Genomic DNA, 24,136 nt, shown 5'->3' on the forward strand with positions numbered 1-24,136 from the left:
TTTGTTGGATCTTGGAACAAAGTAGGACCGCGTCAACGGTGTTTGCAAGAGGTTCAGGGCAAAGATTCGTGTTGTGTGCGCGAACTTTCGAAACTTAATGTCGAAAGTCTGGACCAGTCGAGCTCTACGGCGAGTACACCGCCTCGCTGATCAGGCGAGCGGCGCCGACGACCCCACCACCGTCCCCGAGCTCGGACAGCACGATCGGCAGGTTGCCGGTCGCCAGCGGCAGCGACCGGCGGTAGGTCACGCCACGGATCTCGGCCAGCAGGGCGTGGCCCAGCCCGGTGACCCGGCCCCCGATGACGATCAGGCCGGGGTTGAAGAACGAGACCAGACCGGCGAGCACCTGGCCCACGTGGCGACCGCTGTCACGGATCAGCTGCACCGCCTGGGCGTCGCCCTGGGCGACGGCCAGGCCGACGTCGGCGGCGGTGAGCTCACCCTTCTCCAGCAGCAGGGCGGCCAGAGCCGGTGACCGGCCCGCGCGTGCAGCGGCGGTGGCGTCCCGCGCCAGCGCGGCGCCACCGGAGAACGCCTCCAGGCACCCGGTGTTGCCGCAGGCGCACGTCGGCCCGAACTCCTCCACGCGGATGTGGCCGATGTCGCCGGCGCACCCGTTCACCCCTCGGTAGAGGTCACCGTCGATGACGATGCCGCACCCGATGCCGGTGCCGATCTTGACGAAGAGGAAGTCGCGCGCACCCTTGGCGACCCCGGCGTGCTGCTCGCCCACGGCCAGCAGGTTGACGTCGTTGTCCAGCACGACCGGGCAGCCCAGCTCCCGGGAGACCGCGTCACGCACGGGGTAGCCGTCCCAGCCCGGCATGATCGGGGGTGACACCGGCACGCCGCGGTGGAAGTCCACCGGTCCCGGGACGCCGACCCCCGCGCCCATCGGCCGGTCGACCCCGACCTCGGCGAGCACCTCGCGCACCAGGTCGAGGGCCACGGCGAGCACGGCCTCCGGACCCTGCCGGATGTCGCACGCCGTCCCGCGCGTGGCGAGCACGGTCAGGCGTCCATCGGTGACCCCGACGGAGAGCCCGGTCGCGCCGATCGAGATGCCCACGAACCGGATGTCCGAGGAGAGGTCGACCATCGTCGAGCGGCGGCCGCCCCGGGAGGCGGCCGGGCCGGCCTCCGCCGCGAGGCCGAGCTCGGCGAGCCGGCCGACCTCCGCCGCGATCGTGGTCCGCGAGACCTGGAGCTGGTCGGCGAGCTGGGCCTTGGAGAGCGGGCCCTCGTCACGCAGCTGGGCGAGGATGCGGGCCTGCATCGCGTTCTCCGCGCGGCCCGCGAGGGAATGGCGCACGGCGCGATCCTAGGGGGCGGGCGGCGAGCCCTCCGGCTCACGAGCCGAGCGCAGCGATCCGGGCGGCGACGTCGTCGCCGAACGCCTGGTGGCCCGCGGGCGTGAGGTGCAGCCCGTCGTCGAGGTAGGGCAGGTCCAGCCCGGAGGTGCGCACGTAGCCGACGCCGTACGCCGCGGCGAGGTCGGCCAGCAGGTCGTCGACGCGCGGCACCTCGGCGGCGCGGGAGGGGGCGGTCGCCGGGCCGACCACGACGACGTCGTACCCGCGCAGCTCGGCCATCAGCCGGCGGAAGCCCGCTCGGACGTCGGCCGAGGCGACGTCGTAGTCGTTGAGACCGCCCTCGACGACGACGAGGTCGGCGCCCCCGCGCAGCGCGGCCGGGGCCCGGTCGGCGAAGGAGACCCGGCCGCACGGGCTGGCCTGCTCGCTGAACCCGGAGCCCGAGAAGCCGGCGACGTGCACCGACCCCGGCAGCCGCGACGGCCACGAGCCGGCGACCCGGTCCAGGCCGAGGCCGGCCGACCAGGAGTCACCGATGACGACGACGCGCTCACCGGTCCCGGTCACCTGGGCGGCCCGGGCGCGGGAGTCCGCGGCGAAGCGGGTGCACCGGTCGACGTCGGCCCCGCGGGCGCGCACGCCCAGGACGGCCACGACCGTCGCGACCAGCACCACGACCAGGACGGCTGCCACCGCCGGTCGGCGCATCCACCACGCCACGCCTGCCACCCCCCGAGAACCCACGACACCTTGCTCGACACCATGTCAGCGTCCGGACGCCGCAGATGTTCCGGAATGACGCAGAAAGTGCGGCTCCGCTACCGAATCGTGATCTGCTGGCCCGGTGAGCGACCTCCTCCACGTCCCGGGACCCGACGGCCGCACCATCGAGGTGCTCGACGGGGGTGACCCGGAGGGCTTCGGGCTGCTCTTCCACGGCGGCTCCCCGTCGGCCGTGGCCGGCTTCGCGCTGCTCGACGACACGGCGCGCCGGCTCGGCCTGCGGTTCGTCACCTACTCCCGGCCCGGGTACGGCGCCTCGACCCCGCGGCCGGCCGCCGGTGCGTACGCCGACGACGTCGTCGAGTCGGTGGCCGTGCTCGACCACCTCGGCATCGCTGACTTCGTGACGGCGGGCTGGTCCGGCGGCGGGCCGCGGGCGCTGGCGTGCGCGGCACTCCTCCCGGAGCGGTGCCGGGCCGCGGCCTCGATCGCCGGCGTCGCGCCGTACGACGCGGCCGGACTGGACTGGTTCGACGGCATGGCCGAGGAGAACCACGCGGAGTACCACGCCGCCGAGCAGGGCGCCGACGCCTACGCGGCGTACCTCGAGGCGGAGTTCACGCCGATGCTGCGGGCCTCCGCGGCCGAGGTCGCCGAGGCGATGGGCGGGCTGGTGACGCCCGTCGACAAGGCGGCCATGACCGGCGACCTCGCCGACTGGATCGCGCGCACGTTCCACCGCGCGGGCGCTCAGGGGGTCGTCGGCGTGCGCGACGACGGCCTCGCCGCCGTCCGCCCGTGGGGCTTCGACCTGGACGACATCCGGGTGCCGGTCGCCGTCTGGCAGGGCCGCGAGGACGCGATGGTGCCGTTCGCGCACGGCGAGTGGCTCGCCGCCGCCGTGCCCGGGGCCGAGGCGCACCTGTTCGACGCCGAGGGCCACCTGTCGATCGTGGTCCGACAGCTGGCGACGATCCTCACCGACCTAGGGCGGCTTGCCGGGATCTGAACCCGCCGTTCATCCGGGATCACTAGCGTACGGAGCATGCGGAAGGACCTGCGCAAGTACATCGACCAGCTCCAGATCGAGGGCCACACGATCGGCGACGACCACGACGACGACCCGATCCTGATCGACCCGCAGGGCCGGGCCGTCGACACGTGGCGGGAGAACTACCCGTACGACGAGCGGATGGACCGCCACGAGTACGACGAGCTGAAGTACCAGCTGCAGGTCGAGCTGCTGAAGTTCCAGACCTGGGCCTTCGAGACCCAGACGCGGCACGTGCTGATCTTCGAGGGCCGCGACGCGGCCGGGAAGGGCGGCACGATCAAGCGGTTCATGGAGCACCTCAACCCGCGCTACGCCCGCACCGTCGCCCTGACCAAGCCCAGCGACCGCGAGCAGAGCCAGTGGTACTACCAGCGCTACGTGCGGCACCTGCCGGCCGCCGGCGAGATGGTCCTCTTCGACCGGTCCTGGTACAACCGCGCCGGGGTCGAGCGGGTGATGGGCTTCGCGTCCGAGCCCGAGTACGAGCAGTTCATGGCGCAGACCCCGCTCTTCGAGCGGATGATCGTCGACAGCGGCATCTCGCTGACCAAGTTCTGGTTCTCGGTCACCCAGGGCGAGCAGCGCACCCGGTTCATCATCCGCCAGGTCGACCCGGTGCGGCAGTGGAAGCTCTCCCCCATCGACCTGGAGTCGCTGGGCAAGTGGGACGACTACACCGCGGCCAAGGAGGCGATGTTCCAGCGCACCGACAGCAAGTGGGCGCACTGGACGACGATCAAGAGCAACGACAAGAAGCGGGCCCGGGTCAACGCGATGCGCGCCTTCCTCACCCGCTTCGACTACGACGGCAAGGACGAGGGCGTCGTCGGCACCCCGGACCCCCTCATCGTCCAGCGCGGCAAGAAGGCCGTCGGCGACTGACCGCCGAGTCGGCGCCAATGCAGGTCCCACCCCCGCCGAGTCGGCGCCAATGCGGATTCAGGCGCGGCAGTAGCGCCGAGTCGGCGGGTCAGGCCGAGTACGCCGCGAGCTCGCCGGCGAGGTCCTCGTGGGCGCGGCCGACGACCAGCGTGCCGTCGCCGGTGTGCTCCATCGAGGTGATCTCCCCGTGCTGGTGGAGCCGGTTGATCAGGTCGCCGCGCTCGTAGGGCACCAGGGCCGTGAACTCCACGGCGGGGCGGGGCAGCTCGCCCTCGATGACCTGCAGCGCCTCGGCGATCCCCTCGCCCGTCCGGGCAGAGACCACGACCGAGTGCGGCTCGCGCTGGCGCAGCCGGGCGACCACCATCGGGTCGGCGGCGTCGGACTTGTTGATCACGATCAGCTCGGGCACCTCGGAGGCGCCGATCTCGGCGAACACCTCGCGCACCGCGGCGATCTGCCCCTCGGGGTCGGGGTGCGAGCCGTCAACCACGTGGAGGACCAGGTCGGAGTCGGCGACCTCCTCCAACGTGCTGCGGAACGCCTCCACCAGCTGGTGCGGCAGGTGCCGCACGAAGCCGACGGTGTCGCTCATCGTGTAGATCCGCCCGTCCGCGGTGGTGGTGCGCCGCGTCGTCGGGTCCAGGGTCGCGAACAGGGCGTCCTCGACCAGCACGCCGGCGTTGGTGAGCCGGTTGAGCAGCGAGGACTTGCCCGCGTTGGTGTAGCCCGCGATCGAGACGCTGGGGACCTGGTGGCGACGCCGCTCCTGGCGCTTGGTGTCACGGGTGCCCTTCATCTCGCGCAGGTCGCGACGCAGCTTGGCGATCTTGGTGTTGATCCGGCGGCGGTCGGTCTCGATCTTGGTCTCACCGGGGCCACGACCGCCGATGCCCGCGCCGGCCGCGACCCGGCCGCCGGCCTGGCGCGACAGGTTGCCGCCCCAGCCGCGCAGCCGCTGCTTCATGTAGTTGAGCTGGGCGAGCTCGACCTGCGCCTGGCCCTCGCGCGACTTCGCGTGCTGGGCGAAGATGTCGAGGATCAGCGCGGTGCGGTCGACGACCTTGACGCCGAGCCGGTCCTCGAGGTTGCGCAGCTGGCTGGGCGCCAGCTCGCCGTCGCACACGACCGTGTCGGCGCCGGTGGCCTGCACGATCTCCTTCAGGCCGTCGACCTTGCCGCGGCCGACGTACGTCGCCGGGTCGGGTGACTGGCGCCGCTGGTAGATCGCGTCGAGCACCTCCGAGCCGGCCGTCTCGGCCAGCAGCGCGAGCTCGGCGATCGAGTTCTCGGCGTCCTCGACCGAGCCCTCGGTCCAGACGCCGACGAGCACGACCCGCTCCAGGCGGAGCTGGCGGTACTCGACCTCGGTGATGTCCTCGAGCTCGGTGCGCAGGCTCGCGACGCGGCGCAGCTGGTGGCGCTCGGCGAGGTCGAGGTCGCCGGTGGTCGGGTCGTCGGCTCCGGCCTCGGGATCGGGCTCGTCGAGGTAGCCGCTCTGGAAGTCGTCGTCCTCCCAGGCGTCGGTGGCCTCGAGCTCCTCGTCGAGACTGAAGTCCGGTGCGTTCGTCATATGCGGGGCAGCGTACGTGTCGTTCATCTGCCCTGCACAACGCTTAACCTGGCCCGCGTGATTCCCCCGATCCCGCCCGGGACCCGGCTGCTCGGCATCACCGGCGCACCCGGCGCGGGCAAGTCGACGCTCGCCGCCGCGCTGCACGACCGCCTGGGTCTGCCGGTCGTCCCGATGGACGGATTCCACTACGCCGACGTCGAGCTCGAGCGCCGCGGGCTGCGCGACCGCAAGGGAGCGCCGGAGACCTTCGACGCACCGGGGTACGCCGCCCTCCTGCGCCGGGTGCGCGCCGGGGAGGACGACCTCGTCGCGCCGGCCTTCGAGCGCGACCTCGAGCAGCCGCTCGCCGGTGCGCTGTGGGTGCCGCCGACCGGGACGGTCGTCACCGAGGGCAACTACCTGCTGCTCGACGAGCCGCGCTGGCGGGCCGTCCGGGCGGAGCTGGACCTGGTGTGGCACCTGGTCACCGACGACGCGGTACGCCGGGAGCGGCTGGTCGCCCGGCACGTCGAGTTCGGCAAGACCCGGGACGAGGCTCGGGCCTGGGTGGCGCGGGTCGACGACGCCAACGCGGCGCTGGTGGAGGCGGCCGCACCGCGCGCGGACCTCGTCATCGACCTGGGCAGCGTCGACCTGGGCAGCGTCGACCTGGGCAGCGTCGACCTGGGCAGCGTCGACCTGGGCAGCGTCGACCTGGGCAGCGTCGACCTGGGCGGCTGATCCTCACGGCCGCGGCTCGGCGGCGAACTCCCCCGGCGTGAGCCCGGTGACCGCCCGGAAGTCCCGGCTGAAGTGCGCCTGGTCGGCGTACCCGAGCTCGGCCGCGACCCGCGCCAGGTCGGGACGCTCCTGCCTGCGCAGGCGCTGGGCCGCCTCGTGCAGCCGGCGGCGCTGGACCAGCCACTTCGGGCTGAGCCCGATCCGCCGCGCGGTGAGCCGCTGCAGGGTGCGCTCGGTGAGGGCGAACTTCTCGCACACCTGGCTCACCCGCTGGACGTCGGGGTCGGCCTCGACGAACTCCACGATCGCGTTGACCAGGAGCCCCTCCTCGTCGACCGGCAGCAGCCGCACCAGCGCCTCCTCGACCAGCGCGACCGCCGCCTGCTGGCGAGCGGGGTCCTCGGGCTGATCGCCGACGGCGGCCCGGATCCCGACGACCAGCGCCTCGTCGGCGAGCGGGACCGCCCGGTCGGTCAGCGCCGTGACGGGTCCGCCGGCCAGCGCGGTGCCGGCGGCCGGCTGGAGCATGGTGCCCAGCGCCCACCCCGACCCACGGAGCTCCTGGGTGGACAGCCCGCTGGCGGGGCCGACGAGCAGCGCGTACTCGTGGGAGACGACGAGCAGGCAGACCGGGTACTGCAGCACCCGCTGCACGGACGCCTGGCCGTCCGGCAGCGACCAGACCGGCATCCAGTAGCGGCGCACCAGGGGCGCGAGCTCCGGCGACGGCGCGAACCGGTGGATCGGCGGTGTGTAGCCGGAGGCGTCGAGCAGGTGCGCCCGCTCGATCGGGTCGACGCGGCGGGCACCGGGCCGAGACGTCGTCATGTGTCGGATTCTTGCAAGAGTCACGGACGGTCCCCGCCGATGCTGGCTGCATGACCTTCTTCCTCCAGGCAGCAGACCGCTTCTCCGCCACCGTCGAGGCGACCACCGACTGGTCGGCACCGAGTCCGTGCGCGGGCTGGACCGCCGCCGACGTCGTCGACCACGTCGTCGACACCGAGCGGCAGTTCCTCGCCGGGCACGACGTCGAGCTCGGCGACCGGCCGGGCGGGACACCGGCCGAGCTCTGGGCGGCCCACCTGGTCGCCGTACGCCCTCGGCTGACCCCCGACCTGCTGGCCCGCGAGTACGACGGCTTCCTCGGCCGTACCACGATCGGCGCGACCCTCGACCACTTCTACGGGTTCGACCTGGTGGTGCACGGCTGGGACCTCGGCAGCTCCAACGGCCGGCCGACGACCTTCACCGACGACGAGCTCGACGCGGTCGAGGGAGCGTTCGAGGCGTTCGGCGACCACGCCTACGACGACGGCGTCTTCACCGGCCCCATCGACGCGCCCGAGGACGCCTCGCGCCAGGCGCGGCTGCTGGCGCGGACGGGCCGCCGGGCCTGAGCCGCGCCCGCCGCGAGCAGGCAGGCCCCGGCGCAGAGCACGAACGCCAGTCGCGGTCCTCCGAGCCCGACCAGGGCCGGGGCCACCAGCGACCCGAGCAGCGCGCCCAGCACCATCACGCTGTCGCCGACGCCGAGCGCGCCGGCGCGGTGCTCGTCGGGCACCTCGACCTGGACGGTCTGGGTCACCGAGCTCTCGACGACGACGGCCACCGCACCGGCGAGCGCCAGGACCGGTAGGGCGATGCCCGGCACCGGCGTCAGGCCGGCCACGACGGTCGCGCCGCCCAGCACGAGGAGGCCGGTGGCCCGCCGTCCGGTGAGCCACCACAGCAACGGGGCGGCGAGCGCGCCGAACCCGAGCCACGCGGTCGCGACCCCGTAGCCGGCGTCCCCCTGGTCCCACGCCTCCCGGGTCAGCGGCAGCAGCGCGAGCGCCGTCGCCGACGCCACGAGGTTGACCAGCCCGGCGGTCGCCAGCGCGAGCAGCGCGGGCCGGTTGCCGGCGAGCGACCGCAGCATCGGCCCGAGACCCCCGTCCACGCGCCGCTCCTGCGGGGGGCTGGGCAGCCGGACGCCGGCGACCGCCACCACGGCCGCGGCGACCAGCGCGACGGCCAGGCCCGGCACCCAGGCCCGGGTGGCCGGGAGCAGCAGCAGGCCGCCGACGGCCGGCCCGACGACCCACGCCGACACCTCGATGGTGACCAGCGCGTCGGTGGCGCGAGCACGCCGGTCACCCGCGAGGACCGGCACCGCCGCGCCGATCGCGGGGTACGCCGGCAGCCCGCTCGCGACGGCCAGACCGGCCAGCAGCACCGCGGTGAGCAACGACCCGGCCGCGAGCGCGACCGCCGTACCGGCGAGGAGGACCAGGCGCAGCAGCAGGGTCGCGAGCACGAGCCGGTCGCGACGGACCCGGTCGCCGAGGGTCCCCACCGCCCAGGACAGCAGCACGTAGGGCGCCATCCGGGCCGCGGCGACCAGCCCGGCGGCGGCCCCGCCCCACTCGTCCCAGGCGAGGACGAGCAGCAGCGGCCAGGGCAGCGCGGTGGCGAGCGACGCGGCGGCGTACCCACCGAGCGTGCGCAGCAGGGGGGCGTTCACGGCAGTCAGCCGCGGCGCACGGTCGTCAGCGGCGGGAAGCCGTTGAAGCCGACGGTGGAGTAGCAGGTGGTGTACGCCCCGGCCGACTCCAGCCACACCCGGTCGCCCTCGACGAGGTCCAGCGGCAGGTCCACCATGGTCTGCTCGTAGAGCACGTCGGCGCTGTCGCACGTCGGCCCCGCGAGCACGCACGGTCCGGTGGGGCCGCCGTCGCGCTCGGTGCGCAGCGGGTAGCGGATCGCCTCGTCGAGCGTCTCCACCAGGCCCGTGAAGACACCGGCGTCGAGGAAGACCCACCGGGTGCCGCCGCGCACGAGGGTGGCGACGACCCGGCAGTGCAGCACACCCGCCTCCGCGACCACGGCGCGACCCGGCTCGACGAGGGTCTGCGGGCGGTCGGCGCCGAACGCCCGGGTCAGGTGCCGGTCGATCGCCTCGCCGTACGCCGCCAGCGGCGGGCACCGGTCCGCGCCGTCGTCGGCCAGCCGGGCCGGGAACCCGCCCCCGAGGTCGAGCAGCCACGGCGCGAGGCCGTCCGCACGCAGCGCGGCGAAGACCCGGGCGGCAGCGGCGATGGGCGGGCCCCACGCCTCGGGGTCGCGCTGCTGGGAGCCGACGTGGAAGGACACCCCCGCCGGCTGCAGCCCGAGCGCCGCAGCCGCCGAGAGGATGTGGACCGCTTCGCCGGTGGAGCAGCCGTACTTGCGCGAGAGCGGCCAGTCCGACCCCTCCCCGGACGTCACCAGCCGGCAGAGCACCGCGGCACCGGGCGCCGCCGCGGCGACCTTCACCGTCTCCTCGGGGCTGTCGACGACGAAGACCCGGACGCCGAGGGCGGCGGCGTACGCGACGTCGGCGCGCCGCTTCACCGGGTTGGAGTAGACGAGGTCCTCGGGGCGGGCGCCGGCCTCGATGGCCGCGACGACCTCGGCAGGGCTGGCGACGTCGAAGCGGCTGCCCGCGGCGTGCAGCGCGCGGAGCAGCACCGGGTCGGGGTTGGCCTTGACCGCGTAGTGGATCGCGGTGCCGGGCAGCGCGGCGACCAGCGCGCGGAGCCGGCGTACCGCCGTCGGGACCGACAGCTCGAGGTAGGGCTCGACCGGGGTGAGCCGGGCGGGGGCGACGGCGACAGGTGCGAGGACGCTCATGCCCCTGCAGGAGCAGGGCCGCGGCCGTCAGATACGACGGCGGCGGCCCGGGTTGCTGCGACTGGTCACCGAGGTCTCGATACGCCCGTCGCGACCTCCTTCGTCGGTCGCGGGGCTACTCGACCTGGCTGCCAACCCCTGGCCCTCGCGAGCTCGGGCCAGGGCAGCTCACTTCGGAGGCATCCGGATGCCGCCGTCGACGCGGATCACCTCGGCGTTCATGTAGCTGTTGGTGATGCACTCGACGACCATGCTGGCCAGCTCGTCCGGGACGCCGAGGCGCTTGGGGAAGAGCACGTTCTGGCCGAGGTTGGCCTTGAACGCCTCCGACGCCTCGCCCTCGCCGTAGATCGGGGTGTCGATCAGGCCGGGGGCGATCGTGTTGAGGCGGATGCCCGCGGCCGACAGGTCGCGCGCCACCGGGAGGGTCATGCCGACGACGCCGCCCTTGGACGCGGAGTACGACGCCTGCCCGATCTGGCCGTCGAAGGCGGCCACGCTCGCGAGGTTGACGATCGCGCCGCGGCAGCCGTCCTCGTCGGGCTCGTTGCGGCTCATCGCGGTCGCGGCGAGCCGGGTCATGTCGAAGGTGCCGATCAGGTTGATCGCGATGACCTTGCGGAACGCCTCGAGGTCGTGGGCGGAGTCGAACTCCCCGTCGCGGCCGATGGTGCGCTGCGCCCAGCCGATGCCGGCGGAGTTGACGCACGCGCGCAGCGGCGCGATCTCGGCGGCGGCGTCGACCGCGGCCTTGATCTGGTCGGTGTTCGTGACGTCGACCTGGGCGAAGACGCCGCCGATCTCCTGGGCGAGCGCCTCACCCTTGTCGGCCTGCAGGTCCGCGACCACCACGACCGCGCCCCTCGCGGCCAGCTGCCGCGCCGCCGCCGCGCCGATCCCCGACGCGCCGCCGGTGACGATCGCACTTGCTCCCTTGATGTCCATGGCCCGGAGCATAGCCACCGCGACAGCGCCACTGTCACGGTCGGTTCGCGGGTTTCGGCGGCGCTGCGGGTGGATCTCCTCAGCCGATCGCAGGAGCTCGCCCGAGGGGGGTCGTCAGGGGAAACGTGCAGACACGCCGAGAGCGCNNNGTTTCGCCGGTCGACCGGTGAAACGAACGCCCTACAGCGCCGTCCGGCCCCGGGCGACGACGACGGCGGGGCCGGTGAGGAGGACCCGGTCGTCGGGGGTCCAGGTGACGGTGAGGGTGCCGCCGGGCACGTCCACGCGGTAGGACACCGGCTGGTCGGCCGGCCGGGCCCCGTCGGCGACGGCGGCGGCCACCATGACCGCGCAGGCCCCGGTGCCGCAGGAGCGGGTCTCCCCCGAGCCCCGCTCGTGGACGCGCATCGCGACGTGCCGCTCGCCGCGGCGGACGACGAACTCGACGTTGACCCCGGCGGGGTACGTCGCGGGGTCGTGCTCGGGGGCGTCGGTGAGCGGACCCGCGTCGGACAGCGCGTCGACGAAGGCGACGGCGTGGGGGTTGCCCATGTCGACGTGCCGGGCGACCCAGGCGTGGCCGGGCACCGACACCTTGGTCTCGCCGAGGAGCCGGGGCCGGCCCATGTCGGCGGTCACCTGCTCGCCGGACACCGTCACCAGCTTGACCCCGTCGCGGGTCCCGACGGGGATCGGCTCGGCCGGGTCGGCGAGACCCTCGTCGACCAGGTGCCGGGCGAAGACCCGGATCCCGTTGCCGCACATCTCCGACAGCGACCCGTCGGCGTTGCGGTAGTCCATGAACCACCGGCCGTCCTCCTGCACGACCCGCAGCACCCCGTCGCCGCCGATCCCGGCGCGTCGGTCGCACAGCGCTCGCACCCGGTCGGCCATCGCGGCCTCGGACAGCCCGCCGTGCACGCTGCCGTCGTGGTCGGGCAGCAGCACGAAGTCGTTCTCGGTGCCGTGGCCCTTGAGGAAGTCGTACTCAGCCATAGAGTCCCCGGCTGTAGTTCTCCGGCTTGTAGTAGTCGTCGAGCTGCTCGACGGTCATCCCGCTCGGCTCGACCTCCCGGGCGATGACCGCCCGCCGCGGCACCCGGCCCTCGGGGTCCCACGTCTCCGGCTGCCAGATCCCCGAGCGCAGGAACGCCTTCGCACAGTGGAAGAACAGCTCGTCGATGTCGACCACCACCGCCAGCACCGGCCGGTGGCCCTTGACGACCATCTCGTCGAAGAACGGCGCGTCGCTCACGAGCCGCGCCCGTCCGTTGATCCGCAGGGTGTCGCCGCGCCCGGGGATGAGGAAGTTCAGCCCGACGTGCGGATTGTCCAGGATGTTCTTGTAGCCGTCGGCCCGCTTGTTGCCGGGCCGCTCGGCCAGCGCGATCGTGTGCTCGTCGATGACGTGCACGAGCTGGCCGGCGGGGTCGCCCTTGGGCGAGGCGTCGCACTCACCGGTCGCCGACGCCGTCGCCATCACGCAGAACGGCGACGCCGCGAGCCAGTCCCGGTCGACCTCGAGCAGCGCCGGCCGGGCCTTGTCCCGCGCACGCGGGTGCGGCTCGCCGAGCAGGTCGACGAGCTCGTCGACGGTGGTGATCTCGGTCCAGCCGGCCGACCGGGCGGGTGTGGTCGTCACCCCACCACGGTACCGGCGGAGCGACCGGGCCGCTCAGCGCCGCGGGTGCACCACCAGCGCCGACCCCCCGCCGCGCCGCGTCGGCTCCGCGGCAGCGGTCAGCCGGCGGCCGGGCCCGAAGTCGATCCCGGTCGCCGCCCCGATCTCGTGGGTGCCGGTGAACACGTCGTCGTAGACCTGCACGTCGTGGCCCAGCGCGCGGAGCGCGTCGCCGTACCGCTGGACGAAGCCCGGCTCCGCGAGGTCCTGCGGGGTGTTGCGCTGCGTCGCCCGCGGCGCCGCGATCGCCTGCGGCAGCGACATGCCGAGATCGATGCGGTCGACGAGGACCTGCAGGACGGTGGTGATGATCGTCGACCCGCCGGGCGAGCCCACCGCGAGGTAGGGCCGGCCGTGGCGCAGCAGGATCGTCGGCGACATCGACGACCGCGGCCGCTTGAGCGGCTCGATGCGGTTGGGGTCGGCCTTGTCGTAGACCGCGGTGAAGTCGGTCAGCTCGTTGTTGAGCAGGAACCCGCGACCGGGCACCACGATCCCGGACCCGCCGGTCTGCTCGATGGTCAGCGTGTACTCCACGACGTTGCCCCAGCGGTCCGCGACGGTGAGGTTGGTCGTCTGGGTGTTCTCGGTGTCGTTCGTGGTGGTCGCGGTGGACCGCCCGGCCGGGCAGCGCCCGTCGTACGACGTCACGTCGCCGGCCTCGACGGGCTTCTCCATCGCCTGGTCGGGGTCGATGGCGCAGGCGCGCTCGGCGGCGAACCGGTCGGAGAGCAGGTCGCGCAGCGGGACCCGGACGAACGCCGGGTCACCGACGTAGGCGCCCCGGTCGGCGAACGCAAGCGCGCTGGCCTCGAGGTAGCGGTGCAGGGCCTGGACCCTGGACATCCGGGACAGGTCGCCGCGCTCGAGGATGTCGAGCGCCTCGCCGACCGTCGAGCCGCCCGACGAGGAGGGCGCCATCCCGTAGACGTCGAGCCCGCGGTAGTCGCTGTGCGTGGGCCGCCGGTCCAGCGCCCGGTACCGCGCCAGGTCCCGACGCACCATCGAGCCCCGCGGCACCGGCAGCGTCGTGTTCCTGGTCGTGGGTGGCCGGCGGACCGCACGGACGACCTCGCGGCCGAGGGCGCCGCGGTAGAACGGGCGGGTGCCCTTGCGCATCAGCAGCCGGTAGGTGTCGGCGAGGTCGGGGTTGCGGAACGTGCTGCCGACCCGCGGTGCGTGGCCGTCGCGCCAGTAGAGCGCGCGGGAGGGGACGAAGGCCTTGAACCGGCGCTCGTTCTGCACCACCTGGTCGTGGAAGGTCCGGTCCACCACGAAGCCGCGGTCGGCCAGCCGCGCGGCGGGGCGGAGCGACTGAGCCAGCGACCGGCTCCCCCAGCGCTGCAGGGCGCGCTCCCACGTGGCGAGGGTCCCGGGCACCCCGACGGACACCCCGCTGGTCACCAGCTCGGGGGAGAAGTTGTACGGCTCACCGGTCGAGGGATCGATGAAGGCGTCGTGGCGCATCGCGGCCGGCGCGGTCTCGCGCCCGTCGATGGTGCGGACGGTGCCGGACCGGGCGTCGTGGTAGACGAAGTAGCCGCCACCGCCGATGCCCGAGCTGAACGGCTCGGTGACCCCGAGCGCGGCGGCCGTGGCCACGGCCGCGTCGACGGCGTTGCCGCCGTGCCGCAGCACCCGCAGGCCGACCCGCGATGCGTAGGGGTCCACGGACGTGACCGCGCCGCCGGTGCCCACGGCGGTGGCGCGCCGGGGCGGACCGTCACCGCTCATGGCGGAGGCCGGTGCCGCCGGGGCGAGAGCGACGGAGGCGAGGGCAGCGGACAGCACGACGATCCCGAGACGCATGCACCCCCGTGCCCGGTCAGAACGGGCCCGAAACGGTGTACCGCGCGCACAGGAAGTCCCGGTTGCGCGCCTGCTCCTCCAGCCTCAGGTCGAGCCGACGCGGCAGCAGCGGCGCGCCGCCGCCGAGCGTCACCGGTGCGTACTGCACCCACACCTCGTCGAGCAGGCCCGCGTCGGCGAACTGGCCGACCAGGTCGCCGCCGCCCATCACCCACAGGTCCTGGCCGGCGGCAGCCTCGGTCATGGCGGCGTGGACCGATCGCACGTCGTCGGTCGTGAAGGTGACGCCCTCCTGCGCGGGGAAGTCCCGGTGGGTGAAGACCCAGGTGGGCAGGGTGTACTCCCAGCCGCCCGGCTCGCCCAGGACGAACTGGTAGGTCGAGGCACCGAGCGCGAGGGCGCCGATGGCGGCCCGGAAGCCGCCGTAGCTCATCGGCCCGTCCGGGTCGATGTCCTGGCGGAACAGCCACGACAGGGAGTGGTCGGGGTCGGCGATGAACCCGTCGAGCGAGCAGGCGGTGTAGTAGATGGTCGTCACCGCTCGCCTCCCTCGCCGCCGTCGTCACGATCGGCCGCGCGTCGTCGCAGCCAGGTGATGGGGTCCCCGTCGTCCATGTCGACCTCGACACCGAGGTCGACGAGCATGGCGCGGGCGCCCAGGCGGCGCTGCGCGGACCACAACAGCACGTGGGCGAGGACGCTGCCGAGCACGAAGCTCTCGGGCGGGTCGCAGAGCGCGTCGACGATGCGGTCGTCCCAGGCCCGGCGCCGCTCGATGTCGCGCACGGTCTCCAGCCACCGCGGCGCGACGGCGTCGTGTCGACGCACCAGTGCCGCCGGGTCGTCGGCCCGGTCGGCCGGGAGGTCGTCACCGCGGATCGCGGCCAGCCACACCTCCTTGGTGTAGACGTGCCGCTCGAGCACCTGGGCCAGCGTCGCCTCCTCGCCCTCCCAGGTGAGGAGCGGACGCAGCTCGCGGCGGTAGTCCTCCTCCGGCACCTGCTTCGCGAGGTCCAGCAGCGTCCGGGTGTCGTCGAGGTCGTGGTGGACCATCAGGTCCGTGGGTCGGTCCATGGCGTGCTCCCGGGCGTGGACCCACAGCGAGGTGGGCGAGTGGAAGTGGATGCCGTTCGGCGCCGGCAGCCAGTGCGAGCCGGCGACCGGCTGCGACGGTGGGTGGCCGTAGGCGCGCGCGAACGCCCGGCTGAACCCCTCGACGGACTCGTAGCCCGCCTCGAACGCCACGTCCGTCACCGAGGCGCCCGCGCGCAGCCGCCAGGCGGACCGTTCGAGCATCACCCGGCGGCGCATCGCGACCGGCGGCTCGCCGGCGGCCGCGGACAGCTGGCGGGTGAAGTGGTACGGCGACGCGAAGGCCCCGCCGGCCATCTCCCCGAGCGTGCGGTGCTCCTCGTCCAGCACCGCGTCGAGCAGCTCGCGCAGCCGGTCTCGTCCCGTCGTGGCCATGGGCTCAGTCTGGCCGGGACCCGCCGTCCACCGCTTGACCGATCTTGCTCGAGATCACTCCGAGCGCCTTCTCGACCAGGTCCCAGTCGTCGTGGCGGATCCAGGTGATCCGCGGGTCCTTGCGGAACCACGCGTCCTGCCGCCGCGAGAACCGCCGGGTCGCGACCACCGTCCTCTCCCGGGCCTCGTCGAGGCCGATCTCCCCGGCGAGGTACGCCGCCACCTCGCGGTAGCCGATCGCGCGGGACGCCGTGCGCCCCTCCGCCAGTCCCTCGGCCAGCAGGCGCTCGACCTCGGCGACGAGCCCGGCCTCGAACATCGCGTTCACGCGCTGCTCGATCCGCCGGTCCAGGGTCGGCCGGTCGATGTCCACGCCGACCTGGACGGTGGCGGGGTCGACGTACTCCAGGCGCGGCAGCGAGGCGGTGAACGGCCGGCCGGTGATCTCGACGACCTCGAGGGCGCGCACGGTGCGACGACCGTTCTTGACCAGGATCCGGTCGGCCGCCTCCGGGTCGACGGCCCGCAGCCGCTCGTGCAGCGCCGCGGGGCCCAGCTCCGCGAGCTCGAGCTCGAGCCGGGCGCGGACCACCTCGTCGGTGCCGGGGAACTCGAACCGGTCCAGGACGGCGCGCGTGTAGAGCGCCGACCCACCCACCAGCACCGGCGTGGCGCCCCGGCCCCGGATGTCGGCGATCGCGGCGCGCGCCCAGCCCTGGAACTCGGCCACCGTCGCGGGGTCGCGCACCCCGAGGGTGTCGAGCAGGTGGTGCGGGATGCCGCGCCGCTGGTCGACCGGGAGCTTCGCCGTCCCGATGTCCATGCCGCGGTAGACCTGCATCGCGTCGGTGTTGACGACCTCCCCGTCCAGCCGCTCGGCGAGGTCGAGGGAGAGACCGGTCTTGCCCGACGCGGTCGCGCCCACCACGGCCACGACGGCGTGAGGGGTGGGCGTCGGCACGTGGCTAGTGTGGCAGCCATGACCGCCCCGATCCCCGAGGAGCAGGACCAGCCACCGCTGCCCACCGGCACCCCGCCCGGCGAGCACGGCAGCGAGCTGGTCGACCCCGCCGATGCCGGTGCGCGCGGGGCCGAGCAGGAGGAGACTCAGGAGCAGAACGCGGAGACGTCGCTCGACGAGCCGTCGGACGACGCGGGAGGGCAGTGATGAGCGAGTTCGACATGACCGAGGACGTCGCGCCCGACGAGCGGCCCGACGAGGAGGAGTACGAGGCCGACGAGCGAGAGGTGGTGTCGGGCGACACCGGCACCCACTACGACCCGCTCGGGGAGCCCGAGGCGACGCCGCAGGACCTGGAACCGGCGACCGAGGCCGAGGAGTGATCGACGGCCGCTTCGTGGTCGTCCCGGCCGCCTACGTCTTCCTGCTGCGCGGGACGGGCGAGGCGACGCAGGTGCTGCTGCAGCTGCGCCAGAACACCGGCTTCATGGACGAGCACTGGGCGGCCGCGGCCGCGGGGCACGTCGAGCGGGGCGAGACGGCGTACGACGCCGCGCGCCGCGAGGCGCTGGAGGAGATCGGTGTCACCGAGGTGGCGCTGGAGTTCGTCACCGCGATGCAGCGCACCCGCGGCGGCGAGCCGATCGACGAGCGCATCGACTTCTTCTTCACCTCCCGGTCGTGGTCGGGCGAGCCGCGGATCCTCGAGCCCACCAAGGCGGCCGCGCTGCGCTGGTGCCGCCTCGACGACCTCCCCGAGCCGGTCGTGCCGCACGAGCGCGCCGTGTTGGACGCCGTCCGATCGGGTACGACGGCGGCGTACTCGACGTTCGGCTTCTGATCCAGGGAGGGAGACCCATGGCGGATCTCGGGCCACAGCCCACGCCCACCATCGAGCCCGGCGAGCCCAACCCCGGCGGTGTGGACGCGCTGCCGGAGAACGAGGACCACACCGTCCCCGACCTCGCACCGGAGGACAACCCCTCGCTGGACGGGTCCGTCCCCGACCCGCTCAAGGAGTCGGTCGCCGAGGGGGAGGACACCTCCACCGAGGCGACCCGCAGCGAGGACGGCGAGCACGACGAGCCGGAGCGGGAGTCGCCCGCATGACCGGCCGCGACGACTCCCGGGAGGACCTGCAGTCCTCCACCCCCGGTTCGACCGGGCCGGAGCGCGCTGCCGGCGAGATGGGTGTCAGCAGCGAGCGGACCGGCCACACCGGCCCCGGGCAGGACGCCACCGACGGCCTGCGCGACGTCTCGCGCCAGGAGCGCTCTCCGGATGAGGAGACGCTGCCCGAGCAGTCCACCGGCAACCCGGAGGACAACCCCATGGGCCTGCCACCCAGGGCCGGCTACTCCGACGCCGACCCGCGCGCGGACGACGAGGTCTAGGTCGAGGTCTACGGACAGCTCACGGCGGCCACGTCGAGCTCCAGCAGGGTCTCGCCGGCCGCGGTGACCCGCACGTGGGTCCACCGACCGGGCGGGACCGGCAGGTAGTCGTTGGTCGACGACGCCGGCGCCACGGTGAACGCCGCCGTCGAGGCGCCGTAGGACGACGCGACCCGGTAGACGACGTCGTCGTCGGTGGTCGACCGGTTGTCGAGCACGACCTGGGCGACCGAGTCGGCGCCGTGGCAGGCCACGCCGCCGAGTGAGGCCCGCGGGTCGACGACGGGCACGTAGCACGAGGCGAGCGCCGCGACCGTCGCCGAGAGGCGCAGCTCCTGACGGCCCATCTCCGGCACCCGGACCCGCACCGACACGGTGCTGCGCTGCCGGACCGACACGGTGACCGTCTTCCGCTTGCCGGCCGGGACCCAGCTGTAGACGACCGGGTCGGCGAAGCGGTCGCCGTCGCGGACCACCTTGAACTGGGCGCGCTTGCGCGAGCGGGAGTTGTCCAGGACCAGCGTGCGCCGCGTGACGCCCTCGGTCGCGCGCTCGGTGCAGGTGCGATGACCGGAGAGGCTCGCCCGGGCCTCGTAGCCGGGGGCCGCCGAACCGGCTCCGGCGCCGGCGAGCGTGGTGGCGAGCAGGCCGAGCACGGCGGCCGCGATCGTGGTGGTGCGCATGAGGGTGGGTTCCTTTCCCGAGACCGAGGAGACGTGCGCCAGCCTCCGCGACCGGACCCCCGGTCGGCGACAGCCACGGCCCGCGCCTGTGGACGACGGCGCTGCTGACGGCCCCTGTGGACGACTACCGGGCCGTCCCGGCCCCTCAGCGGCAGGCGGGCGCGTCCGGCAGCGGCGCGGGCGCGCCGACGGCGGGCATGCCCAGCGACACCCCCGCGGCGGCGGGGCTCGAGGTGCGCGCCTGCCAGGCGTCGCCGGAGCGGGTGCGGCGCACCGCGACCAGCCGGTCGGCGACCAGGTGGTGCGGCGCGGCGTAGGTGACCTCGACCGTCACCAGGTCACCCGGGCGCACCTCGGTGCCCGGCTCCACCGCGAAGTGGACCAGCCGGTTGTCCGGGCCGCGCCCCGACATCCGGTGCGTCGCGGCGTCCTTGCGGCCCTCCCCCTCGGCGACCATCAGCTCGACGGTGCGGCCGACCAGGCGCTGGTTCTCCGCCCAGGCGATCTCGTCGACCAGGGCGACCAGGCGCTGGTAGCGGTCCTTGACGACGTCGGGCGGCACCTGGTCGGGCATCGTGGCCGCCGGCGTGCCCGGTCGCGGGGAGTACTGGAAGGTGAACGCACCAGAGAACCGCGCCTCGCGCACGACGTGCAGGGTCTCCTGGAAGTCCTCCTCGGTCTCACCGGGGAAGCCGACGATGATGTCGGTGGTGATCGCCGCGTCGGGCATCGCCGCCCGCACCCGCTCGATGATCCCGAGGAACTTCTGCTGCCGGTAGGAGCGCCGCATGTCGCGCAGGACCTTGTCGGAGCCCGACTGCAGCGGCATGTGCAGCTGCGGCATCACGTTCGGGGTCTCGGCCATCGCCTCGATGACGTCGTCGGTGAACTCCGCCGGGTGGGGGCTGGTGAACCGCACCCGCTCCAGCCCGTCGATCGAGCCGCACGCGCGCAGCAGCTTGGAGAACGCCTGGCGGTCGCCGAACTCGACGCCGTAGGCGTTGACGTTCTGGCCGAGCAGCGTGATCTCCGAGACGCCCTCGGCGACCAGGGCCTCGACCTCGGCGAGGACCTCACCGGGCCGGCGGTCCTTCTCCTTGCCGCGCAGCGACGGGACGATGCAGAAGGTGCAGGTGTTGTTGCAGCCCACCGACACCGACACCCAGGCGGCGTACGCCGACTCGCGCCGGGTCGGCAGCGTCGACGGGAAGACCTCGAGCGACTCGAGGATCTCGACCTGCGCCTCGTCCTGCACCCGGGCGCGCTCCAGCAGCGCGGGGAGCGAGCCGATGTTGTGGGTGCCGAAGACGACGTCGACCCAGGGTGCCCGCTGCGTGATCGTCGCGCGGTCCTTCTGGGCCAGGCAGCCGCCGACGGCGATCTGCATCCCCGGCCGGGCCGCCTTCACGGGGGCGAGGTGGCCGAGGTTGCCGTAGAGCTTGTTGTCGGCGTTCTCCCGCACCGCGCAGGTGTTGAACACCACCACGTCGGCCTGCTCGCCGGCCGCGACCCGGGCGTACCCCGCGTCCTCGAGCAGGCCGGAGAGGCGCTCGGAGTCGTGGACGTTCATCTGGCACCCGTAGGTGCGGACCTCGTAGGTGCGTCCGGTGGCGGTGGCAGGCATGACAGTCGACAAGAGTACGGCGACCGCCCGCGCCACCCGAAAAGCGCGGCTAGAGTCCGACCGTGCTGTCCTGGCGTTCCCACAACTCGATCCTGTCGATCTGCTCCGAGGGGTCGATCCTCTCGATCGGCAGCATCGGCTCCTTCGCCTCCGTCGGGAGCATCGGCTCGGCGCTGTCGGCCTTCTCGGTCGGGTCGTTCCTGTCCGTCGGCTCGCTGCTCTCCTCCCAGAGCACCCGCTCGATCATGAGCCACCAGAGCAACCGCTCGATCATGTCGACCCAGAGCCACCACGGCCGGCTGGACCGCCGAACCGCGAGGTCGCCTCGATGACGGGCCTGCACCTGGACCGCCGCGCCCTCCTGCTGGGCGGGGTCGGCGTCGCGTCCACCGCGGCGGCCCTCACGTTCGACCCGGCCGAGGCCGGCTCGACGGTCACCAAGCGGTTCAAGGGCGCGTTCACCGCAGCCACCAAGGCGGACTGGTACTACCTCCCCTTCGACGTGCCGCGCGGGGTGCGCGAGATCCGGGTCCGCTACACCTACCCCGACCCGCTCCCCGGACCGGGCTACAGCAAGAACGTGATCGACATCGGGATCTTCGACCCCTCCGGGGCCGGCCTCGGCAACGCGGCCGGCTTCCGCGGCTGGTCGGGCGGCGCGCGGACGTCGTTCCGGATCAGCCGCGGGTCGGCGACGCCCGGCTACCTCGCGGGCTCGATCACCCCCGGCCGCTGGCGGGTCGCGCTCGGGCCGTACCAGATCGTCTCCCGGGTCCCCTACGAGGTGACGGTCACGCTGCTCTTCGGCCGGCAGGACCCCCGTTTCCAGCCGGACCCGGCCCCCACCGCCGTGCCCGACACCGGTGCGGGGTGGTACCGCGGCGACCTGCACGTGCACACCGTCCACTCCGACGGCTCCCAGACCCAGCCCGAGGTGCTCAGGTACGCCCGGGCGGCGGGCCTGGACTTCCTCGGCACCGCGGAGCACAACACGAGCTCGGCGACCCGCACCTGGGGCAGGTACGTCCCGGACGACTTCCTGGTCATCGACGGTGAGGAGGTGACCACGCGGGCCGGGCACTGGCTCGCGACCGGCATCCCGGCCGCCACCTGGATCGACTGGCGCTACCGGCCCGAGGACCACCGGCTCGCCCGGTTCACCCAGCAGGTCCGCGACCTCGGCGGCCTGTCCGTCGCGGCCCACCCGAGCATCGCGGTGCCGTCGATCCGGTGGGACTTCGGCGCGGACTTCGCCGAGATGGACGCCGTCGAGGTCTGGAACGCGTCCTGGGACTACTTCGACAACCTCACCGTCAAGAGCTGGCACGCGCTGCTCAGCGCGGGCACCTTCAAGCCCGCCCTGGGCAACTCCGACACCCACAAGCAGAGCCAGACCGTGGGGCTCCCACACAACGTGGTGCGGGCCGAGACCCTGTCCACGGCCGCGGTCATCGGCGCGCTGCGGGGCGGTCACTCGTGGATCGCCGAGTCCTCGGCGGTGGACCTGGCCTTCACCGCCACCCTCGGCGACGTCACCGGTGAGTGCGGCGACCACGTGCCGAGCGGAGACGGCGACGAGGTCGCCGTCCACCTGCACGTGAGCGGCGTGCCGGGCTGCACCGCGACCCTGATCGGCCCCGGCGACGCGGTGACCTACGGGTCGGCGTCCGCGCTCGAGGACGGCACCATCACCCTGGACGCCACCGTGCCGGGCGGCACCGCGTTCGTGCGCGCCGAGGTACGCCGCAACGGCGGGCCGCCCGCGAACCTGACGATGGTGGCGATGACCAACCCGATCTTCTTGACCTGAGGGGGGTCAGACCAGCCCTGCGTCCCGGGCGGCGACGACGGCCTGGGCTCGGTCGCGCAGGTCGAGCTTGGCGAAGATGTGCCGCACGTGGGTCTTGACCGTGGCCATGCTGATCACCAGCTCGGCCGCGATCTCGGCGTTCGAGCGGCCGGCGCCGACCAGGGCCAGCACCTCCCGCTCCCGCTCGCTCAGGTCGGCGAAGCCGCGCGGCGGTACGCCGGCGGGCGGCCGCGCCGCGAAGCCGGCCATCAGGCGCGCGAGGACGGCCGGTGCGACCACCGGTTCGCCGCCGGCGGCACGGCGTACCGCTGCGACCAGGTCGTCCGCGGTGACGTCCTTGAGGAGGAACCCCACCGCGCCTGCCCGCAGGGCGTCGACGACGTGCTCGTCGAGGTCGAACGTGGTCAGGGCGACCACCCGGGACTCGGCTCCGGACGCGACGATCCGACGGGTCGCCTCGATGCCGTCCATGCCGGGCATCCGCAGGTCCATGAGCACCACGTCGGGGCGGTGCGCGGCGACCGCGGCGACCGCCTCGGCACCGTCACGGGCCTCCGCCACCACCTCGAGGCCGGCGAGCTCGAGGATCAGCCGGAGCCCCTGGCGCACCAGGTCCTGGTCGTCGACCAGCAGCACGCGGGTCACGACGGGGCCTCCGCCCGCGGCAGCTCGAGCCGGACGGTGAACCGCCCGTCGCGTACGGCGACCTCGAGCTCGCCGCGCAGCAGCTCGGCGCGGTGCCGCATCCCGGCGAGCCCGCGGCCCGGAGCGGGAACGGCTCCCAGGGCGGTGTCGTTGACCGCCTGGACCCGGACGCGGTCGGGCGTCCAGGCGACGTCGATGGCGACCGGCGTGCCCGGGGCGTGGCGGCCGGCGTTGGTGAGGCACTCGCGCACCACCCGGTTGACCGCGAGCCGGGCCTGCTCGTCCCGGGGCTCCGGGGCGCCCGCGACGGACAGGGTGTTCGGGATCCCGGCCCGGGCGGCACGGCGCGCGACCTCGGCGAGGTCGTCGGTCGCGCCGCGCACGCCGTCCTCGGCCGAGAGCACGTCGAGGACCCCGCGCATCTCCGCGAGCGTCCGGTGGGCGGTCTCCCGGATGGCCTCGACGGGCTCGACGGCCCGCTCCGGCGCGAGCCGGAGCGCCACGGCGGCGGCCTCGGCCTGCACCGAGATCAGGGTCACCTCGTGACCGACGACGTCGTGCAGCTCCTGGGCGATGCGGGCTCGCTCGAGCTCGACGGCCGTCTCCTCGGCCCGCTCCCGCTCCTCCCGCAGCCGGGCCGCGAGCCGGTCGAGCTCGGCGTTCTGCGCGCGCAGGTGGGACACGAGGCGGCCGGCGAGCACGGGGCCGGCGACGGCGAGGGCGGCGCCGATCGCGGCGACGGGCGGCTCGGGGCCCAGCAGGGTCCCGACGACCGTCGCGACCACCGCCCAGCCGCTCGCGGCGACCAGGGCCCGGTCGGGCCGGCCCCAGCTGCCGAGGGCGAAGAACTGGAGCACGACCACGACGAACCCCAGCAGCGGGTAGCCGTCGGTCGGCACGAACCACGGGAGCGTGGAGACGACCGAGGAGGCGACCGGCCGGGTCCGACGCCAGGCCAGCGGGGCGGTCGTCGCGACGACGTACGCCGGCCCGACCAGCGGGTGCCCGATCGGCCAGATGACGACCTGCGCCAGCCCGGCGGCGCCGATGACGGCCGCGAGCAGGGCGTCGGCGCGGTTCGCGCCCAGGCGGCCGGCGGTGGGGGTCACGCGGGCAGCGTAAGTGCCCCGACGGCCTCGCGGCGTCAGCCCAGGGGCTGATCGGTGGACCCGCCCAGTGGTCGATGTGGCGG

The 24,136-nt window shown here is 73.9% G+C and carries 28 protein-coding genes; 11 read left to right on the top strand and 17 right to left on the bottom strand.

Annotation, left to right across the window (positions count from 1 at the left end; translation table 11 throughout):
* Positions 1-124: 124 nt before the first annotated feature.
* A complete protein-coding gene (locus ACILRH_RS20325; RefSeq protein WP_395695891.1) occupies positions 125-1,315 on the bottom strand; it encodes an ROK family transcriptional regulator in 1,191 nt (396 codons plus the stop codon).
* Between the two features lie 37 nt (positions 1,316-1,352).
* Positions 1,353-2,060: an SGNH/GDSL hydrolase family protein gene (locus ACILRH_RS20330; protein ID WP_395695892.1), complete on the bottom strand. Its 708-nt coding sequence runs from the start codon at positions 2,058-2,060 to the stop codon at positions 1,353-1,355.
* 100 nt (positions 2,061-2,160) lie between these two features.
* Here ACILRH_RS20330 and ACILRH_RS20335 point away from each other — a divergent pair, with 100 nt between their 5' ends.
* Together ACILRH_RS20335 and ppk2 are read left to right on the top strand one after the other, a co-directional pair.
* A complete protein-coding gene (locus ACILRH_RS20335; RefSeq protein WP_395695893.1) occupies positions 2,161-3,048 on the top strand; it encodes an alpha/beta fold hydrolase in 888 nt (295 codons plus the stop codon).
* A 36-nt stretch (positions 3,049-3,084) separates the two neighbouring features.
* Positions 3,085-3,975, top strand: a complete 891-nt coding sequence (ppk2, locus tag ACILRH_RS20340; protein ID WP_395695894.1) for a polyphosphate kinase 2 — start codon at positions 3,085-3,087, stop codon at positions 3,973-3,975.
* 88 nt (positions 3,976-4,063) lie between these two features.
* On the opposite strand, the gene hflX is transcribed toward ppk2, so the two are convergent.
* Complete coding sequence (gene hflX, locus ACILRH_RS20345) at positions 4,064-5,548, bottom strand: GTPase HflX (RefSeq protein ID WP_395695895.1); 1,485 nt, start codon at positions 5,546-5,548, stop codon at positions 4,064-4,066.
* 57 nt (positions 5,549-5,605) lie between these two features.
* Here hflX and ACILRH_RS20350 point away from each other — a divergent pair, with 57 nt between their 5' ends.
* On the top strand, positions 5,606-6,271 hold the full coding sequence (locus ACILRH_RS20350) for a nucleoside/nucleotide kinase family protein (protein ID WP_395695896.1): 666 nt from the start codon (positions 5,606-5,608) through the stop codon (positions 6,269-6,271).
* Positions 6,272-6,274: 3 nt separating this feature from the next.
* Here ACILRH_RS20350 and ACILRH_RS20355 read toward each other — a convergent pair whose 3' ends face one another.
* Entirely contained in the window at positions 6,275-7,099 is an 825-nt protein-coding gene (locus ACILRH_RS20355) for a helix-turn-helix domain-containing protein (RefSeq protein ID WP_395695897.1), read from the bottom strand.
* Positions 7,100-7,149: 50 nt separating this feature from the next.
* On the opposite strand from ACILRH_RS20355, the gene ACILRH_RS20360 reads away from it, so the two are divergent.
* Positions 7,150-7,671, top strand: coding sequence for a maleylpyruvate isomerase N-terminal domain-containing protein (locus ACILRH_RS20360; RefSeq protein ID WP_395695898.1), 522 nt, complete (start codon positions 7,150-7,152; stop codon positions 7,669-7,671).
* Here ACILRH_RS20360 and ACILRH_RS20365 read toward each other — a convergent pair.
* The 9 genes from ACILRH_RS20365 to miaA form a co-directional block, all read right to left on the bottom strand.
* Complete coding sequence (locus ACILRH_RS20365; RefSeq protein WP_395695899.1) at positions 7,578-8,777, bottom strand: MFS transporter; 1,200 nt, start codon at positions 8,775-8,777, stop codon at positions 7,578-7,580. The two genes, ACILRH_RS20360 and ACILRH_RS20365, sit on opposite strands and share 94 nt — an antisense overlap.
* 5 nt (positions 8,778-8,782) lie before the next feature.
* A complete protein-coding gene (locus ACILRH_RS20370) occupies positions 8,783-9,925 on the bottom strand; it encodes a type III PLP-dependent enzyme (protein WP_395695900.1) in 1,143 nt (380 codons plus the stop codon).
* A 168-nt stretch (positions 9,926-10,093) separates the two neighbouring features.
* Positions 10,094-10,870, bottom strand: a complete 777-nt coding sequence (locus ACILRH_RS20375) for an SDR family NAD(P)-dependent oxidoreductase (protein ID WP_395695901.1) — start codon at positions 10,868-10,870, stop codon at positions 10,094-10,096.
* 180 nt (positions 10,871-11,050) lie between these two features.
* Positions 11,051-11,866, bottom strand: a complete 816-nt coding sequence (gene dapF / locus ACILRH_RS20380) for a diaminopimelate epimerase (RefSeq protein WP_395695902.1) — start codon at positions 11,864-11,866, stop codon at positions 11,051-11,053.
* Positions 11,859-12,512 carry a pyridoxamine 5'-phosphate oxidase family protein gene (locus tag ACILRH_RS20385; RefSeq protein WP_395695903.1) on the bottom strand — a complete coding sequence of 218 codons (654 nt, stop codon included), beginning with the start codon at positions 12,510-12,512 and terminating at the stop codon, positions 11,859-11,861. The genes dapF and ACILRH_RS20385 overlap by 8 nt, the downstream gene beginning before the upstream one ends.
* A gap of 33 nt (positions 12,513-12,545) precedes the next feature.
* Positions 12,546-14,360, bottom strand: coding sequence for a gamma-glutamyltransferase (ggt, locus tag ACILRH_RS20390; RefSeq protein WP_395695904.1), 1,815 nt, complete (start codon positions 14,358-14,360; stop codon positions 12,546-12,548).
* 16 nt (positions 14,361-14,376) lie between these two features.
* Positions 14,377-14,898 carry a dihydrofolate reductase family protein gene (locus ACILRH_RS20395; RefSeq protein WP_395695905.1) on the bottom strand — a complete coding sequence of 174 codons (522 nt, stop codon included), beginning with the start codon at positions 14,896-14,898 and terminating at the stop codon, positions 14,377-14,379.
* Positions 14,895-15,827, bottom strand: a complete 933-nt coding sequence (locus ACILRH_RS20400; RefSeq protein WP_395695906.1) for a helix-turn-helix transcriptional regulator — start codon at positions 15,825-15,827, stop codon at positions 14,895-14,897. The genes ACILRH_RS20395 and ACILRH_RS20400 overlap by 4 nt, the downstream gene beginning before the upstream one ends.
* A 4-nt stretch (positions 15,828-15,831) precedes the next feature.
* The gene (gene miaA / locus ACILRH_RS20405; RefSeq protein WP_395695907.1) at positions 15,832-16,788 is read right to left on the bottom strand and encodes a tRNA (adenosine(37)-N6)-dimethylallyltransferase MiaA; all 957 of its coding nucleotides are present in this window, start codon (positions 16,786-16,788) and stop codon (positions 15,832-15,834) included.
* Between the two features lie 18 nt (positions 16,789-16,806).
* Here miaA and ACILRH_RS20410 point away from each other — a divergent pair, with 18 nt between their 5' ends.
* The 5 genes from ACILRH_RS20410 to ACILRH_RS20430 are packed head-to-tail and all read left to right on the top strand — an operon-like array spanning position 16,807 to position 18,182.
* The gene (locus tag ACILRH_RS20410) at positions 16,807-16,995 is read left to right on the top strand and encodes a hypothetical protein (RefSeq protein ID WP_395695908.1); all 189 of its coding nucleotides are present in this window, start codon (positions 16,807-16,809) and stop codon (positions 16,993-16,995) included.
* Positions 16,995-17,171 carry a hypothetical protein gene (locus ACILRH_RS20415; protein WP_395695909.1) on the top strand — a complete coding sequence of 59 codons (177 nt, stop codon included), beginning with the start codon at positions 16,995-16,997 and terminating at the stop codon, positions 17,169-17,171. Before ACILRH_RS20410 ends, ACILRH_RS20415 begins: the two co-directional genes overlap by 1 nt.
* Positions 17,168-17,629 carry an NUDIX domain-containing protein gene (locus ACILRH_RS20420; protein ID WP_395695910.1) on the top strand — a complete coding sequence of 154 codons (462 nt, stop codon included), beginning with the start codon at positions 17,168-17,170 and terminating at the stop codon, positions 17,627-17,629. Before ACILRH_RS20415 ends, ACILRH_RS20420 begins: the two co-directional genes overlap by 4 nt.
* Positions 17,630-17,646: 17 nt before the next feature.
* A complete protein-coding gene (locus tag ACILRH_RS20425; protein ID WP_395695911.1) occupies positions 17,647-17,898 on the top strand; it encodes a hypothetical protein in 252 nt (83 codons plus the stop codon).
* On the top strand, positions 17,895-18,182 hold the full coding sequence (locus ACILRH_RS20430; protein WP_395695912.1) for a hypothetical protein: 288 nt from the start codon (positions 17,895-17,897) through the stop codon (positions 18,180-18,182). Before ACILRH_RS20425 ends, ACILRH_RS20430 begins: the two co-directional genes overlap by 4 nt.
* Positions 18,183-18,190: 8 nt before the next feature.
* Here the strand turns inward: ACILRH_RS20430 and ACILRH_RS20435 are convergent, their stop codons facing one another.
* Together ACILRH_RS20435 and miaB are read right to left on the bottom strand one after the other, a co-directional pair.
* A complete protein-coding gene (locus ACILRH_RS20435) occupies positions 18,191-18,865 on the bottom strand; it encodes a hypothetical protein (protein ID WP_395695913.1) in 675 nt (224 codons plus the stop codon).
* Positions 18,866-19,010: 145 nt separating this feature from the next.
* A complete protein-coding gene (miaB, locus tag ACILRH_RS20440; RefSeq protein WP_395695914.1) occupies positions 19,011-20,489 on the bottom strand; it encodes a tRNA (N6-isopentenyl adenosine(37)-C2)-methylthiotransferase MiaB in 1,479 nt (492 codons plus the stop codon).
* 62 nt (positions 20,490-20,551) lie between these two features.
* On the opposite strand from miaB, the gene ACILRH_RS20445 reads away from it, so the two are divergent.
* Both ACILRH_RS20445 and ACILRH_RS20450 read left to right on the top strand, forming a co-directional pair.
* The gene (locus ACILRH_RS20445; RefSeq protein ID WP_395695915.1) at positions 20,552-20,821 is read left to right on the top strand and encodes a hypothetical protein; all 270 of its coding nucleotides are present in this window, start codon (positions 20,552-20,554) and stop codon (positions 20,819-20,821) included.
* Positions 20,818-22,299 carry a CehA/McbA family metallohydrolase gene (locus tag ACILRH_RS20450; protein WP_395695916.1) on the top strand — a complete coding sequence of 494 codons (1,482 nt, stop codon included), beginning with the start codon at positions 20,818-20,820 and terminating at the stop codon, positions 22,297-22,299. Before ACILRH_RS20445 ends, ACILRH_RS20450 begins: the two co-directional genes overlap by 4 nt.
* A 6-nt stretch (positions 22,300-22,305) precedes the next feature.
* Here ACILRH_RS20450 and ACILRH_RS20455 read toward each other — a convergent pair whose 3' ends face one another.
* Both ACILRH_RS20455 and ACILRH_RS20460 read right to left on the bottom strand, forming a co-directional pair.
* The gene (locus ACILRH_RS20455) at positions 22,306-22,944 is read right to left on the bottom strand and encodes a response regulator (protein WP_395695917.1); all 639 of its coding nucleotides are present in this window, start codon (positions 22,942-22,944) and stop codon (positions 22,306-22,308) included.
* Positions 22,941-24,053, bottom strand: coding sequence for a sensor histidine kinase (locus ACILRH_RS20460; RefSeq protein ID WP_395695918.1), 1,113 nt, complete (start codon positions 24,051-24,053; stop codon positions 22,941-22,943). Before ACILRH_RS20460 ends, ACILRH_RS20455 begins: the two co-directional genes overlap by 4 nt.
* Positions 24,054-24,136: the final 83 nt, after the last annotated feature.

It is taken from the genome of Nocardioides sp. (assembly GCF_044226765.1).
Lineage (GTDB): Bacteria > Actinomycetota > Actinomycetes > Propionibacteriales > Nocardioidaceae > Nocardioides.